This is a genomic window from Achromobacter sp. Bel (genome assembly GCF_012928505.1).
Lineage (GTDB): Bacteria > Pseudomonadota > Gammaproteobacteria > Burkholderiales > Burkholderiaceae_B > Achromobacter.
Genome location: NZ_JABBJN010000008.1, coordinates 117,560 through 132,054 on the forward strand (window position 1 = coordinate 117,560; position 14,495 = coordinate 132,054).

11 protein-coding genes are annotated in these 14,495 nt (G+C 66.0%); 2 read left to right on the forward strand and 9 right to left on the reverse strand.

Features of this window, described 5'->3' with window-relative positions:
* Positions 1 to 60: 60 nt before the first annotated feature.
* Positions 61 to 3,708, reverse strand: a complete 3,648-nt coding sequence (locus HG262_RS07775; RefSeq protein WP_169270491.1) for a YhdP family protein — start codon at positions 3,706 to 3,708, stop codon at positions 61 to 63.
* Positions 3,709 to 3,838: 130 nt separating this feature from the next.
* Between HG262_RS07775 and glnE the strand changes: the two genes are divergently transcribed.
* Both glnE and HG262_RS07785 read left to right on the forward strand, forming a co-directional pair.
* Positions 3,839 to 6,604, forward strand: a complete 2,766-nt coding sequence (gene glnE, locus HG262_RS07780) for a bifunctional [glutamate--ammonia ligase]-adenylyl-L-tyrosine phosphorylase/[glutamate--ammonia-ligase] adenylyltransferase (RefSeq protein WP_169270462.1) — start codon at positions 3,839 to 3,841, stop codon at positions 6,602 to 6,604.
* Between the two features lie 63 nt (positions 6,605 to 6,667).
* Positions 6,668 to 7,342 (forward strand): epoxyqueuosine reductase QueH, encoded by a 675-nt coding sequence (locus HG262_RS07785; RefSeq protein ID WP_169270463.1) that lies wholly within the window; start codon positions 6,668 to 6,670, stop codon positions 7,340 to 7,342.
* A 33-nt stretch (positions 7,343 to 7,375) separates the two neighbouring features.
* Here the strand turns inward: HG262_RS07785 and HG262_RS07790 are convergent, their stop codons facing one another.
* The 8 genes from HG262_RS07790 to styD all read right to left on the reverse strand — a co-directional run bounded on the left by HG262_RS07790 (position 7,376) and on the right by styD (position 14,383).
* Positions 7,376 to 8,329 (reverse strand): helix-turn-helix domain-containing protein, encoded by a 954-nt coding sequence (locus HG262_RS07790; RefSeq protein WP_169270464.1) that lies wholly within the window; start codon positions 8,327 to 8,329, stop codon positions 7,376 to 7,378.
* Positions 8,330 to 8,407: 78 nt separating this feature from the next.
* The gene (locus HG262_RS07795) at positions 8,408 to 8,968 is read right to left on the reverse strand and encodes a cytochrome C (protein ID WP_211186999.1); all 561 of its coding nucleotides are present in this window, start codon (positions 8,966 to 8,968) and stop codon (positions 8,408 to 8,410) included.
* On the reverse strand, positions 8,965 to 9,504 hold the full coding sequence (locus tag HG262_RS07800) for a methylamine dehydrogenase light chain (RefSeq protein ID WP_169270465.1): 540 nt from the start codon (positions 9,502 to 9,504) through the stop codon (positions 8,965 to 8,967). Before HG262_RS07800 ends, HG262_RS07795 begins: the two co-directional genes overlap by 4 nt.
* On the reverse strand, positions 9,488 to 10,126 hold the full coding sequence (gene mauD / locus HG262_RS07805) for a methylamine dehydrogenase accessory protein MauD (protein WP_169270466.1): 639 nt from the start codon (positions 10,124 to 10,126) through the stop codon (positions 9,488 to 9,490). The genes HG262_RS07800 and mauD overlap by 17 nt, the downstream gene beginning before the upstream one ends.
* 11 nt (positions 10,127 to 10,137) lie before the next feature.
* Positions 10,138 to 10,701, reverse strand: coding sequence for a MauE/DoxX family redox-associated membrane protein (locus HG262_RS07810; protein WP_169270467.1), 564 nt, complete (start codon positions 10,699 to 10,701; stop codon positions 10,138 to 10,140).
* The gene (locus HG262_RS07815; RefSeq protein WP_169270468.1) at positions 10,698 to 11,891 is read right to left on the reverse strand and encodes an amine dehydrogenase large subunit; all 1,194 of its coding nucleotides are present in this window, start codon (positions 11,889 to 11,891) and stop codon (positions 10,698 to 10,700) included. The genes HG262_RS07810 and HG262_RS07815 overlap by 4 nt, the downstream gene beginning before the upstream one ends.
* Before the next feature lie 28 nt (positions 11,892 to 11,919).
* Complete coding sequence (locus tag HG262_RS07820; protein ID WP_169270469.1) at positions 11,920 to 12,801, reverse strand: transporter; 882 nt, start codon at positions 12,799 to 12,801, stop codon at positions 11,920 to 11,922.
* A 70-nt stretch (positions 12,802 to 12,871) separates the two neighbouring features.
* The gene (styD, locus tag HG262_RS07825; RefSeq protein ID WP_169270470.1) at positions 12,872 to 14,383 is read right to left on the reverse strand and encodes a phenylacetaldehyde dehydrogenase StyD; all 1,512 of its coding nucleotides are present in this window, start codon (positions 14,381 to 14,383) and stop codon (positions 12,872 to 12,874) included.
* Positions 14,384 to 14,495 lie beyond the last annotated feature (112 nt).

Below are 14,495 nucleotides of genomic sequence, written 5' to 3' on the forward strand. Positions count from 1 at the left end.
GGTCTCGCCCCATGAAAAAACCGCCGTCAGGCGGTTTTTTCATGGGGCGAGAAAACGGGATCAGTGCTCGATATATTGGGGAATGCGGCTGCGAGGTGCCGAATCGGCGGGCCGCGGGGTCTGCTTGTCCGGCGCCTTGCCCGATCCGTCGATGGGTTCGATCCGGGGATCGTCCCAGTTGCCGGTCACCGAATATTCCATGGTCATCGCCCGCGCCAGCGGCTGCTTGAGCAGCCATTGCGTGACAAATGCGCCCAGGCCGATCAGCGGATTCACGGCCAGCGCGGTCACCATCGCCGCGCCGCTGGCGTCCAGGTTGGGGATCACCACCGCCTTCAGGTCCCAGCGCTCGCGGATGATATTGACGCCGCCCGCCAGAACGATCGCGGCCACGGGGCCGTTGATCTTGTAGCCTTCGGTGGACATCAGCCCGTCCGCCATCTTCACGCGCCCGCGGATGGTGTCGAACGGGAACCCGTCGCGCAGCAGATTGGTCGGATTCACGTCCAGCCGGGCCAGCCGCTGCAGCGATTGCAGCGACAACAACTCCAGCAGCCGCGCCGTGCGGGAATTCACATGCATGAAGCGGCCCTTGTCCAGGCTGATATCGACCTCGCCCGCCACGTCAGCGATATTGTGGGTCCAAGGCAGGTTGCGCCACGTCGCCTTGCCCACCGCCGAGCCTTCGCCCCCGGACACCATGTTCTCGAAACCGATCCGGGTCATGAATTTTCCCAGGTCGACAAACTTGGCCGTGGCGTCCACGGTCAGACCCCGGTCGGGCCCATCCAGGCTCCAATTGCCCGTGGCGTTCAGGTTGGCGGCGTCGTTGATAATCGACAGCTTGTCCAGGCGCCACTGCCGGCCGCGCTCCAGATTGGTGCCGACCACTTGAAGTTCTCCCAAGTTCTTGCCGTACAGGAAAAATTCCTTGGCTTGCAGGTCGATCGCGGGGATATCCGACAAGTCGTTGCCGGACGCCAGGGCCTTGTCCGCCTCGTTGGTGTCGTCGGCGCCCCCGAACGACAGGTGCTTCATGCGGGCAGTGATCTGGCCCGCGATCGCGCCCGATGCCTCCCGCCACTCCAATGATCCCGCCGCCTGGCGCGACGTGATGTCCACGCGCCACTGCGCCGGCCCCGGGCGCGTTGCATACAGGGTCAGGTCGTTCAGCGTGTAGCCGCTCGCGTGCAGCAGGCCGGTCGCCACGCTGATGCGCTCGGGCTCCGGGAAGACCGGCTGCGCCGCCGCTTTCTTGGCGCCGCCCTTGCCTGCAGGCGTGTCGAACCCGTCCAGCACGGTTTCCCAACTGTCCAGGTCCAGTTCCGGCAGGCTGGCGTTCAGGCTCATCCCGCGTTCGGGAAGGCTGGCGGGGCGGCCGACGCCCAACGCCCCTCGGGCGAAATAGGACCGGGCCGCATCGCCAGGATCGCGTTCGAACAACGCATTGACGTTGTCCCCGAGGCTGGCCGTCAGCCAGCGACGGCCCTTGGCGCCACGGTCCTGCGCCGCGCCCCATTGCAGCTTCAGCAATTGCGAAGACGAGGCGGGCTTGCCAACGGGCGCCGGCATATCGATCGCCATGCCGGCCAAGTCGGACTCTAACGAGATCTCGACCGAACCGCCCTTCTGGTATCCCACCCGGCCCTTGTAGGCGGCCCTGCCGCTGAAGCGCGACATGGACGGCGTATTGCTCAACTGCGACAACCCCGAGCCAGCCAAGGTACCGTCGAAATGCAGGGCGTCGGCACTGTGGGCCAACGTGCCGAAGATCTTGACCGGGCCGCCCAGGAACTGGGCGCGGATATCCTTGGCCTGCACGCCCTTTTCCGAGAATTCCAGATCGCCGTGCATCTGGCTCAGCAAGGGCATTTCGGGCATGAAGGTGAAGGTATTGTCCGCGAACACGATACGTCCCTGAACCTGGGTGTCGTCCGTGTTCAGCAACGGTACCTTCAACTTCAGCGGCATGCGCCAGTCGCCGGTCCCGCGCGCCTCGTCCAAGGCGCCATCCAGCAGCCCGCCCAACGGAGAATTCGCCGCCATCGCCAGATAAGCCGGCACGGGGCCCGAGGTCTCGCCGTCGAGCAGGAGTTCGGAGTCATGCTCCATATCGGGAATCGTGGCCGATATGGCGCCCAGGCTGACCGTTTGACCGGGTCCGGTATGGGCCATGGCGCCGCCCGGGCTGTCCAGCGTCAAACTCACTTTGTCGACGCGGAAACTGCCCGAGAGGTTCTCCAGCATGGGCCAGCCCTTGCGAGGCGGCCGCGCTGGCGCGTAATCGACTTTGGCCCCCGTATAGGCGCCCGCAATGACGAATTCACCTTCGACGCCGGGCGAACTGAAGGGAAAGTCGTCCAGGTCCCCTTTTAGCGTAATGGCGGCAGACCGCATTTCACCCGCCGGCAAGCCGGTGGCCAGCCACTCTCGGGCGTCCGCATTGACCTCCAGCGGCAGGTAACGATGGATGGCCGGCATGGCCCCACGCACCATGGTGCCGCGCATGTCCACGCTGCCCGCAGCCGTCTTGCCCTCGCGCCGCCATTGGCCCTGCAAACGCACGTCCAGGTCATCGTTGAGCACATGCAATTGCGCCACGTCCACGAACCAGTTCTGGGCATCCGGCCCCTTGATCCGGGCATCCAGCGCCAGTTCGCGCGCCGCCAGCGTGGGTTCTTCGAACACGCCCGGCAGCGTCACCCGCAGCTGCTGCACCGCCCCCTTGATCGACGCGTCCGCCGCGCCCGGACTGCGTGCGAGCGGCACGTCTTGGATCTGCACGAAGTCGCCGGGCAGGCCCTGTATGCGGAACTGGCCCGAAGCACCGCTTACCGCGGGGCCGTCCTTGCCCGCCGACCAGTTCACGCCCCTGACGGCGATGTCCGAGGTCAATTCGGTGAATTTGCCCCGATCCAGTTGCAGCCATGCCCGGCCCGCGATCCGGCCAGCAACCTGGGGCGGCTTCACCCAGGGCGCCCAGGCCAGCGGCTCGACGTCATCGGCTTCGGCGTAAAGCTGCCCGCTCCAGTTCGCGGGATTGGCGGCGTTCGCGGCGAACAGGCTGCGATTGAACTCCCCACGCAGCTCCACCTTGCGGGCCAAGGCCTCGCCGGCGGAGGCCTGCAGCGCGAAGCGGTGCGACAGGCTGCCGTTTCGCATCAGGAAATCCACGCCGTTCAAGGTCAGCGCCGGCGCTTGACGCAAATCGTCCTGCCAGACGACGGTCGCGTCGCGTATCAGCAATTCACGCTGGGCGACCAGCCAACGCAAAGTCGGGTGATTCAGGTCGGACTGGTGGTCGCTGGCGTTCAGGTCGATGTCCTGCCCGGCTATCCAAAGATGGTTGGCGGAATCGCGCCGCAACGTCAGTTCAGGTTTTTCCACCCGCAGGCGCACCAGCGTGGGCGACAACGCCAAGATGCTGCGCCAGGCCAGCACGGCCGACACGGAGGGCAGGGTCAACACCGGCGCGGCGTCGTCGTCAAACACCTGCACGGCGGTAAGATCAAGCTTGGGATTCAGCCCCTGCCAGTTGGCCTGGATGCCGCCGATGGCGACCCGGGCGCCCAGCGCCTGGCTGGCGTAGGCCTCGATCTGCGGACGCCATTGGTCCACCCGAGGCAACACCCAGTAACGGACGCCCAGGAACCCGATGGCCACCACGCCATAAAGTGTCAGCGCGACCCAAAACAGGCAGCAGAGCACGCGACGCGCGTGCGGCGTGGGAGCAGTATTTGAAACAGACACGGGTCGTGTGGTGGGCAGGGGAAGATGTCTTGCGGTATCGTCCCCACTTATACCTGAAACGCGCCCATTCGTCTGCCGCCCTTACGCCATGTCATCGTCCCCTATGCTTGCCTCCGCCCTTGCCTGGTCCGGTCACTTGCGCCGCCGCCTGGATGCCCATCCCGATCTGGCCGCCTGGCTGGCCAACGCCGTGCAAGAGCCGGTCACTCCGGCCCGCCTGGCGCAATGGCAGGCTGAATTGGCCGGGCCCGACGCGCCCCCTACGCTACCGGTGGACACCTGCCGCATGGTGCTGCGCAAGCTGCGCGAACGGGTATTCAGCGCGCTGATCGTACGTGACCTGACGGGCCAGGCCGATCTGGAGGAAGTGGTCGGCGCGATGACCGCGCTGGCGGATATCGCGGTGGCGGCGGCCTACCGCAGCGTGGCGGCGGACCTGGCGGCAGTGCATGGCATGCCGCGTGACCCCGCCACCGGCAAGCCGCAGGAAATGCTGATCGTCGGCATGGGCAAGCTGGGCGGTTGCGAACTGAACGTGTCGTCCGACATCGACCTGATCATGCTGTACGGCGAGGAAGGCGAAACCGACGGCCCGCGCCGGATCAGCCACCACGAGTTCTACGGCCGCCTGACGCGGCGCATGATGCCCGTCATCTCCGAGGTGGACGCCAATGGCCAGGTGTTCCGCACCGACTTGCGCCTGCGCCCTGATGGCGACTCCGGCCCGCTGGCCTGGAGCCTGGACGCGCTTGAGCACTATCTGATCGGCCAGGGCCGCGAATGGGAACGCTATGCCTGGCTGAAAGCCCGCCTGATGCCCGCCCAGGCCTTCGAGGGCAGCGACAGCGCGCCGCAGGCCCGGCAGCTGGAAAGCCTGCGCGTGCCGTTCGTCTATCGCAAGTATTTCGACTTTGACGCGCTGGCCGCGCTGCGCGCCCTGCGCGAACGCATCCGCCAGGACTGGCAGCGTCGCGCCATGGCGCGCAACGGCGTCGACAGCGCCAACAACATCAAACTGGGCGACGGCGGCATCCGCGAGATCGAGTTCGTGGTGCAACTGGCCCAGTTGATCCGCGGCGGCCGCATGCCCGCGCTGCAGAAGCGCGGCCTGCTTGAAGCCCTGCACGCCGAGCAATTGGCAGGCCTGGTGCCGGAAGACGACGCCCGGCGGTTGGAGGAAGCCTACCGCTACCTGCGCCGCACCGAACACGCTTTGCAGTACCGCGAAGACGAGCAGACCCATCTGCTGCCAGGCGACCCGGCCCAGCGCGCCGCGCTGGCGGCCGCGCTGGGCATGAGCTCGGAAAATTTCGAAAGCACGCTTGCCGCGCACCGCAAGTTCGTCTCGCAGACCTTCCGCAATGTGTTCCGCATGGTGGGCATGGGCGACGCGGAAGACACCAGCACGCCGGCCGACGACGCCCCCGAAACGCCTGACAACGAATGCGAGCTGGCCGAACAGATCCGGCAGGCGTTTGGCGACGAGGCGCAGGACCTGCTGCGCCGCACCGAAACGCTGCTGGGCAGCCATCGCGTGCGCAGCTTGCCCGAAAGCAGCCGCCGCCGCATGGAAACCCTGCTGCCGGCCGCCCTGCGCGCCGCGCGCCAGACCTCGGCGCCGCTGGACGCCGCGGTGCGCCTGTTCGACCTGATCGAGAAAATCGCGCAGCGCAGCGCTTACCTGGCGCTGCTGGCCGAATACCCGGACACGCTGGCGCGCGTGGCGCGGATGGTCGCCGCCAGCCCCTGGGCCGCGCAATACCTGACCCAGCATCCGCTGCTGCTGGACAGCCTGATCGATTGGCGCACGCTGTTCGAACCCTTGGATTTCACGCAGATCGCCCGGCAACTGACCGCTGACCTGGACGCCTGCAAATTGCCCGACGGCGATCCCGACATCGAGCGCCAGATGAACCTGATGCGCGACGTGCAGCGCCAGGCCAGCTTCCAGCTGCTGGCGCAGGATCTGGAAGGCGAGCTTACGGTGGAGAAACTGGCGGACCAGTTGTCAGCGCTGGCCGACCTGTTGCTGACCGAGACCATCCGCCGCGCCTGGCCGCTGGTGAACAAGGTGCCGGGCGCCCTGCCCCATTTCGCCGTCATTGCCTACGGCAAGCTGGGCGGCAAGGAACTGGGCTATGCCTCGGATCTGGACCTGGTTTTCCTGTTCGACGATCCGCGCGAAGATGCGGCCGAGGTCTACGCGAAACTGGGCCGGCGCATGACCTCGTGGCTGTCGACCATGACGTCGTCGGGCCGGCTCTACGAGGTGGACCTGCGTCTACGGCCGGACGGCGATGCCGGGCTGCTGGCCGTTTCGGTGGAAGCCTTCGAGCAATACCAGCACAAGCATGCCTGGGCCTGGGAACACCAGGCGCTGACCCGCGCGCGGCATGCCGCGGGCGACGCCGACGTGGGCGCCCGCTTCGAGAGGATCCGCGAAGCCATCCTGGTGCAGCCCCGCGACCAGGCTGCGCTGCGTACCGAAGTGCTGGCCATGCGCGAAAAGATCAACGCCGGCCATCCGAATACCAGCCAGAAGTTCGACCTCAAGCATGACCGAGGCGGCATGGTCGACGTGGAATTCGTTACCCAATACCTGGTGTTGTGCTACGCGGGCACCCATCCGGTCCTGGTGCGCAACCTGGGCAACATCACCCTGCTGCGCCTGGCCGGCGAGGCCGGTCTGATCCCGCCCGAGCTGGCCGCGCGCGCCGCCGACGCCTACCGCGTCTTGCGCCGCGTGCAGCATCAGTTGCGCATGCAGGGCGTGGAGAAAGCGCGCGTGGGGCCGGACCAACTCGTGGACGAACGCGCGGCGGTGCGCGAGCTATGGGACGCGGTGCTGGGCTAGGCGCCCCGGCGGGAGGCAACTCGCGGTAAAATAAGGGGTTTTCCGCCTTTTTGCCTGCAAGCCATGTCCGAACTCGTCCGCCCCAAGCTTGACCTCCCCGCTGGCCGCAGCAAGGTGCTGATGCACTCGTGCTGCGCGCCCTGTTCCGGCGAAGTCATGGAAGCCATGACGGCCTCCGGCATCGATTATGCGATCTACTTCTACAACCCGAATATCCATCCGGTCAAAGAGTACGAGATCCGAAAGCAGGAGAACATCCGCTTCGCCGAACAGCACGGCATCGAATTCATCGATGCCGACTACGACATGGACAACTGGTTCGACCGCGTGAAGGGCATGGAAGACGCCCCGGAACGCGGCGAACGCTGCACCGCCTGCTTCGACATGCGCTTTGAGCGCACCGCGCTGTACGCGCACGAGCACGGGTTCGACACCATCACCAGCTCGCTCGGCATTTCGCGCTGGAAGGACATGAACCAGATCAACGGCTGCGGCGAACGCGCCGCCGCCCGCTACGACGACCTGGTCTACTGGACCTATAACTGGCGCAAGGGTGGCGGGTCCGCCCGCATGATCGAAATCAGCAAGCGCGAGAACTTCTATCAACAGGAATATTGCGGCTGCGTCTACTCCCTGCGCGACACGAACCGCCACCGCCGTTCGCAAGGCCGCGAACGCATCCACATCGGCGTGAAGTTCTACGGCAAGGAAGACCTGATCAACGAAGAACTGCTCTGATTCCCGAGCAATGTTGATCCCGCCCGGGCAGCGCTAACGCGCCTGCCGGCGGTATTCCGACGGCGATGCGCCGTAACGTTTGCGGAACGCGTGGCTGAAACGCGCCGCGTCGGAAAACCCGAACCGGTACGCGATATCGCCAATCTGCCGTACGGACTGCGTGGCGTCGCACAGCGCATCCCGGCTGCGCTCCAACCTGGCGCTGAGGATGAAATCGGCAGGCGTAGTGGCCGCCAGCGCGAACAGGTTGTACAGATAACGCCGCGACATCCGGAACGCCGCAGCGGCGGATGCCGGCGACAAGGCGGGATCGTGCAGGTTTTCAAGGATGTGCTGTTGGACGCGGCGCAACTGCGCCTGCTTGAAGCCCGCCTGGTCCTGCTCGGCCAGCCCCCCCGCCCGTTCGCTAATGTCCAGCCCCATCATCTGCAGCACCGCGTTGGCCGCGTCACGCGCCGCGCTTTCGGACAGATGGGCCTGTTCGCCCAACGCGACGCGCAGCAGGTCCATGGCCATGCGGCCGCAACCGTGCTGGCCGCTGAAGTTGCGAGCCACGGCGTTCTGCATGAACGGCTGCCAGGCTTCGGTTTGCTTGCCGGGCACCTGCATCACCAGAAAATGTGCACCGTCATCCACATCGACCTCGTACGGCCGGGTGGTGTCGTAGATGCTCCATTCCCCCGGCATCAGCAAGGCAGTGCGATTGGACTGGCGGATCTCGCTGCGGCCCGCCAATTGCAGCGTGACCTTGTAGCCGGCGTCTTCGGCGCGAGCTGCCAGCAGCTTGCTGCGGCGTACCCGTTGCGCGCTGCTGTGCAATTCGCTGACCTGCATCCAGCCCAGGCAGCCCACCGCCACGCTGTTGCGGAAACGCGTGGGGAACACGGCCGATACTTCCAGTGGCACGAAGGTACTGCTGATGCTTTCCTGCCAACTGGCGCAATCCAGGAAGTGCCTGGGCGCACTGTGCAAAAGGGATAGTGACATGGCGACTCCGGTGCTGCCTCTTTCTAGCACTGCACGCCTGGGGGGAGTATCGGTGAGAACCCCTAACTGCCCGCCGGACTACGGTTTCCTGTCGCTCCCATACGAATATTCGGACAGAGAGAACCCCATCGACGAAAGCGTTTCGGCCAGTTTGTGGCGCACCGGCACCACGTCGTCATAACGGTTGGGCCTTGCCGCCGCCACCTCTTCTTCGGTGTAGGGAGTGAAATCGGCCGGCAGTTGGGCTGCGCTGAATTCGCCCAGCACCCAGTTCAACACCGCCGCAAGTTCGGCATTGCTCAATTGCGAATGGGCGGCGCCCGGCACGCGGATCAAATACTCGCGGCCCGCCGGCAGATGCGTGAACCCTCCGACCGATTCGCGGAAGTCCGGTATGCCGTGCCGGCTGCTGCCCCGGCCGTCCACGCGGTGGCAGCCCGCGCACTGCAGGACATAATCGGCGCGAACGGCTTGCCGCAAGCGGTCTGCATCAGCCACGCCTGCGCCTTGCGGCACATCTGGCTGCGGCGCTGTTGGGCGTGCGCCCTCTTGCGCCGCCGCGCCCTGCATCGCGCACAGCAGGATGGCAAGGGCAACGCCCCCGCGCCATCCTGCCGGCTGCCGCCCCCAGGAACTCATGGCTTTGGCGCCGCCTTGGGTTGCAGCTGAGGTTTGGCCAGCCCCACGATCACCGAGGTCGTGCAGTGAAAGATCGATGACTCGTTGGACATGCACCAGTTCACGTCGTTATGCAGGAACATTTGATAGCCTGGACGTTCGCGTTCGGCGGCCGCACACATGCACTTACCGCACGCCGTTTTGCCGCAACAATCGTTGTAGCTGATGAGGTAGTCTTTACCGTCCAGCGGATTGTGGCACGTCCCCACCCACGACACGGCGGACGGCGACGTGCCGGGCGGGCACGACGTCATGCTGCCGCCGCAGCACGAACACAGGAATCCATCCACCGCGCAATAGCGCCAGTAGTCGCATGCCGTGTCGTCCATCTGCGGCTTCTTGGCGGCTGCGGGGGCCGACCGCGCCACCGGTAGCACCGGCACCAGGAAGGCCGTTCCCACCAGCAGCTTGCCGATGCGGTTGAGCACGCTGCGACGGGACGTGGCATGCGCGACCGAGCGCGCGGCGCGCTCACCCAATTTATCCAGCCAGTGCATTGCCGCTCTCCTTGCGTGAAATCCGAGTCTCGTCCAGCGTGCCCGCGGCCAGGAAATCCTGCACCGACGCCACGCCCAGCTCCTTGGCCGTGAACAGGCTTTCCAGCTGCTCGCGGGAATTGATCAGGCCCTTGGCACGCAAGACGCCCGACTCGTCCATCAGCACCGCGTACGGCAGTTTGCTGATCTGGAACTTCATGCCCAGTTCGGTCGACAGCAAGTACGGGAACCGTTCCAGCCCAGCTTGCTTGTAGAACGCCAGGTGTTCCGGCATGTCGCCGTCGCTGGCAAGCACAATGCGCAGCCAGGCGCTTTCCGTGCTGGCGACCGATTTCAGGATGGGCAGCAGCTTCTTGCACACGGGGCATGTGGGCGACAGGAAGAACAGCAGTTGGCTATGCTGCCCGCGTTCGCCGACGGTAATGCGGCGCCCCAACAGGTCGGGCAGTTCGAAACGCGGCGCGGCTTCGCCCACGGCAGGCCCTTTGTCCATCGTCAGCGCCCCCATCGGCGCCACGCGCTCGTACAGCACACCGATCTGACGCGACAAGGCCAGGATGACCAGCACCAGGCACAGCACCACGCCCCACAGCAGGAAATTGGAAATGATCAAGGCATCCATGTGAAACTCCTTCAAAAATTCCGCAGCTTGAGATGCGAAGCCAAAAGATGATTGGCAGTGAAGTACAGGCCCACGGCGGTCATCGCCAGGCCGAAGACGGCGGCGGCGTCCGCCCATTGCAGGCTGCGCGATTGTCCGGCTGCGGCGATCAACACGGGTGCCGTCCATAACGCCAGCACCGCATTGCGCAGCACCAGCCACCACGACAGCCCGCCGCCCTGCGCGGCATCGCGCCCACCCCGGCCCAAGGAGGCGGGCCCCCCGCAGCCGCAATCGATGTCGCGATGCCCGCGTGCCAGGTTGTAGGCCAGCGCCAGCGTCGCCACGCCCAGCACCAACAAGGCCAGCGCCGCGCCCGGCGTCTGGACCGACGGCATCAGCAGCATCGCGCCTGCGGCGGCTTCGGCCAGCGCATAGGCCGCCGCGAATGCGCCGCTCCAACCGGCAGGCAGGATGTCGTAGGCCGCCACCGCTCGCGAGAACCCCGCCAGGTCTTTCAGTTTTTCAAGCGCCCCCAATAGCAGCACGCAGGCCAATGCGGCGCTGGCGCCATAGAGCAAGACCGGATCGTTCATTTCGGGCCTCCCGCCGGTTGCGGCTCGACTTGCAGCGCGGTCTCGCCTGCCGCCTGGATGGTGGTCTTGAACACGGGAGCCACGGGTGCCGCGTCATAGATGTTGACGTTGCCCCCGTCGATGGTGAACAGGCGCGGCTTGTCGTCCTGCGAGACCGACATCGACAAGGCGTTCTTGCCCGGTATCCGCGCCAGCCGCTTGTGCGTGGCCAGGTCGTACACCCAGATCTCGGCGGCAGGCGTCTTGTGCGTGCCTTCCGCGCCGTTCGGATGCATGCCCACGTACAGCCGCTTGGACGCCCGGTTGATGGCCAGCAAGTTGTAGCCGCCGGGGCGCCAACCGCGATCCTTGCCGGACGCGTCCAGCAGCGACCACGAGGCACCGAAGCTGACTTCCTTGCCGCTGAAATCGGCGCTGTAGACGTTGCCGTTGTAGGACACGAAATAGAAGGTGTCGCCCAGGTTCTCGGTGTGCGTGAAGATGGGGTCCTTCTCAAGCTCGAACATCGGCTTGCTGCGCTGTTGGCCGGCCGGTTTGCCGGCGGCGTCCAGGTCGATGGTCAGCAAGGCGCCGTCGCCGCAAATGGTGGCGAAGCTGCGCGGACGCGAGGGCAGCGGGATGATGCTCCAGCAGCCGGCCGCCGCCGTGACCTCGTCGGCGAACTGCCGGGTCTTCAGGTCCACCACCGTGACGGATGTCGCGGGCGTGGCGTTCTGCACGAACAGCAGTTCGCCGTCGGTGCTCTGGCGCAGGTAATTGCGGTAGTTCAGCGCCTGCGCGCGCTTCTGCGGAATCGGCACTTCATACTTGGGGGTCAGCGTCTCGGCGTCCCAGGCCTCGATCACGTCGGTGCGCTTGCCCCGGTTGAGCCGTTCGTAATAGGTCGTCATGACGTAGAGATCGCGGCCATCGGCCGACACCGTCATGTGGCCGTTGAACGACGTGGGCACCAGCCCCAGGAATTTTCCGGAATCACCGTCGTAGATGTTGACCCGGCTGTCCACCAGGTGATTGAAGACCGCATCCATCACGTACAGCCGATGCGGCGTGGCGGGCGGCAAGCGGGTGCCGCCCTTGAGTTCTTCCACGGGCAGGTCCGCCCACGCCAGGCCCGTGGCGCTTGCCAGGGCGGCGCATAGCGCCCATCGTCCGGCCCGCGATGCGCGTGATGTGGCTCGAAGCGCAATCATCAATGTTCTCCTCTCATGATCCGGTTTCCTAGAACGCGTAGACGTAGCGCAATTGCACGCCGCGCATCCGCGGTCCGTTCTCGACCTTCAGGTCGTGGATGTACTGCATCTGAATCTGGTTGGCGTCGTTGATCTGATGCGTCAGCTCGACGGCCAACTGGTGATTGCGCGCCCGGGTGGCGACGGTCTCGCCCGAGGACGTTTCGCGTCCGCCGGTTTCATACCGGTACCGGATGCCCGTGTAGGTGTCGGGCGTCAGGTTGGTGGAGGCTAGCGCGAAGAAGCGGAACGACGGGTCTTTTTTCAGCGTCTGCCCGTACCAGTCGGTGTTGCGGCCGTAGATTTCCACTTCGGCGATAGCCTCCAGGAACGTGGATTCGCCCACGCCCTGGACGAACGAGAAGTCCTGGATGGTGGACCACCGGTTCTTGCCCGGCGACACGTCCGGACGGGACCGATCGTAGCGGCCCACCGGCGCCACGATGAAGGGCTCCCACGCGAACCAGGTCTTGGTCTGCTCATTGTTGTACAGCCAGATCGCCGAACCCAGCGTCACGTCGCCGATGCCGGTCTGGTGGTCGCCCGGCACGCCGGGCAAGTCCAGCGACGTCCGATACATGGGCACGATGAATTCCAGCTGCACGGTCTTGCCGTAGAAGTCGCGGTAGTGCATCTGGCGGTAGATCAACGCGTTCACGTCCAGGGACGCGCCGTCCACCCGTTTTCCTTCCGAATACAGCCCCGACGAGCGCAGGCCCGCCAGGTACCCTGCCACGATGTTGGTGCCCACGGGCGCGGGTATCCAGTCGCGTGCGCTGGGGTCACCCGCCCAAGCCGGCTGCGACGCTCCCAGCCATGCCAGCACCAGCGCGGCGCCCGCCCGGGCGCGGCCATGTGTCTTACTTGCCATGCACTTCCCCTTGGTCTGGCGGATGCGCCGCCGCCGGTATCTCCCGGCTTGGCCAGCGCGCCGCTACGTTCTAGTACGCGATGCAGACGGACTTCTTCTCCAGGTACATCTCGATCACGGCGCGGCCGTGTTCGCGGCCGATGCCGGATTGCTTGAATCCGCCAAACGGCATGTTGGGATCCAGCATGTTGTGGGTGTTGACCCACACCGTGCCCGCGTCGATGCGCGGGATCAGGCGCTGCACGCGCGACAGGTCATTGCTCCAGAGGCTGGCGCCCAACCCGAAGGCGCTGTCGTTGGCCAGCCGCACGGCGTCATCCAGCGTGTCGAACGGCTGCGCCACGACGACGGGGCCGAAGATCTCTTCCTGTGCGATGCGGGCGTCTTGCCGCACATCCGCGAACACCGTGGGCCGCACGAAGTAGCCTGGCCCATCGCCGGCGGCGCCCCCCGCCAGCACGCGGCCGCCTTCCGCCCGGCCGATGCCGATGTAGTCCATGACGCGCTGCTGATGCCGGGCCGAAATCAATGGCCCAACCTGCGTGGCCGCATCGAAGCCGGACCCCAGCGTCAACCCGGAAGCCACGTCCGCCAGCCCCTGCACGACCTTGTCATACAGGCCCCGTTGCACATACAGTCGCGATCCGGCCGTGCAAACCTGGCCCTGGTTGAAGAAGATGGCCGCGGCGGCGCCTTGGACGGCGCGGTCGACATCGCAATCGTCCAACACGATGACGGGCGACTTGCCGCCCAGCTCCAGCGACACGCGCTTCATGTCGTCCATCGCCGCCCGTCCGATCAGCTTGCCGACCTCGGTAGACCCGGTGAACGCGATCTTGTCGACCCCGGGATGCGCCACCAGCGCCGCGCCGGCGGTTTCTCCGCGTCCGGTGATCACATTGACCACGCCGGGCGGAAAGCCGGCTTCCAGCGCCAGTTCGGCCAGGCGCAGCGCAGTCAGCGGTGTTTCCTCGGCGGGTTTGAGCACGACGGTGCAGCCCGTGGCCAACGCTGGCGCGATTTTCCACGCCGCCATCAGCAGCGGGAAGTTCCACGGGATGATTGCGCCGACCACGCCCACGGGCTGCGCCAGCGTGTAGGCGCTGTACTGGACGCCCGGAGGAAAAGGGATCGACAAGGACAGGGTGTCGCCCGTGATCTTGGTCGCCCATCCCGCCATGTAGCGCAGCCATTGCGCGCCAGCGCCCACTTCCAGCCCCTGGGCGATGCCCAGGAGCTTGCCGTTGTTCAGCGTTTCCAGGCGGGCCAGTTCAGTGCCGTGCTGCTCCAGCAGGTCGGCCAGCTTCAGCAGCAGCCGTTCACGGCCTGCGGGCAGCATGTCGTGCCAGGGCCCCGAGGCGAACGCGCGGCGCGCGGCCTGTACCGCCAGATCCACTTGCACGGGGCCGGCATCCGGCTGATGCGCGATGACCTGCCCGGTGGCCGGGTCGTAGACGGGGACCGGCTGGCCCTGCCCCTCGTGCACCGGCTTGCCGTCGATCAGCATGAATTCCCTGATCGCGCCCAGTTCCGGGCGGTCGGCCCCTGCAGGGCGCGCGGTCGAAACGCTTGGGAAAGACATCTGAAGCTCCAACGAAAAGTGTGGGAGCCAGAATAGCAACGGCGTTCCGGGCTGGCTTGTCGGGCCGTGCATGGGGATTTGTCATTCTGCGCACGCGGACCCCACATGAAAA

Bases quoted from the DNA above. Each gene is read 5' to 3' on its own strand.
- glnE (WP_169270462.1), top strand. From the start codon at position 3,839: ATGTCATCGTCCCCTATGCTTGCCTCCGCCCTTGCCTGGTCCGGTCAC.
- HG262_RS07790 (WP_169270464.1), bottom strand. From the start codon at position 8,329: ATGTCACTATCCCTTTTGCACAGTGCGCCCAGGCACTTCCTGGATTGC.
- HG262_RS07795 (WP_211186999.1), bottom strand. From the start codon at position 8,968: ATGAGTTCCTGGGGGCGGCAGCCGGCAGGATGGCGCGGGGGCGTTGCC.
- HG262_RS07800 (WP_169270465.1), bottom strand. From the start codon at position 9,504: ATGCACTGGCTGGATAAATTGGGTGAGCGCGCCGCGCGCTCGGTCGCG.
- mauD (WP_169270466.1), bottom strand. From the start codon at position 10,126: ATGGATGCCTTGATCATTTCCAATTTCCTGCTGTGGGGCGTGGTGCTG.
- HG262_RS07820 (WP_169270469.1), bottom strand. From the start codon at position 12,801: ATGGCAAGTAAGACACATGGCCGCGCCCGGGCGGGCGCCGCGCTGGTG.
- HG262_RS07815 (WP_169270468.1), bottom strand. From the start codon at position 11,891: ATGATTGCGCTTCGAGCCACATCACGCGCATCGCGGGCCGGACGATGG.
- styD (WP_169270470.1), bottom strand. From the start codon at position 14,383: ATGTCTTTCCCAAGCGTTTCGACCGCGCGCCCTGCAGGGGCCGACCGC.
- HG262_RS07810 (WP_169270467.1), bottom strand. From the start codon at position 10,701: ATGAACGATCCGGTCTTGCTCTATGGCGCCAGCGCCGCATTGGCCTGC.
- HG262_RS07785 (WP_169270463.1), top strand. From the start codon at position 6,668: ATGTCCGAACTCGTCCGCCCCAAGCTTGACCTCCCCGCTGGCCGCAGC.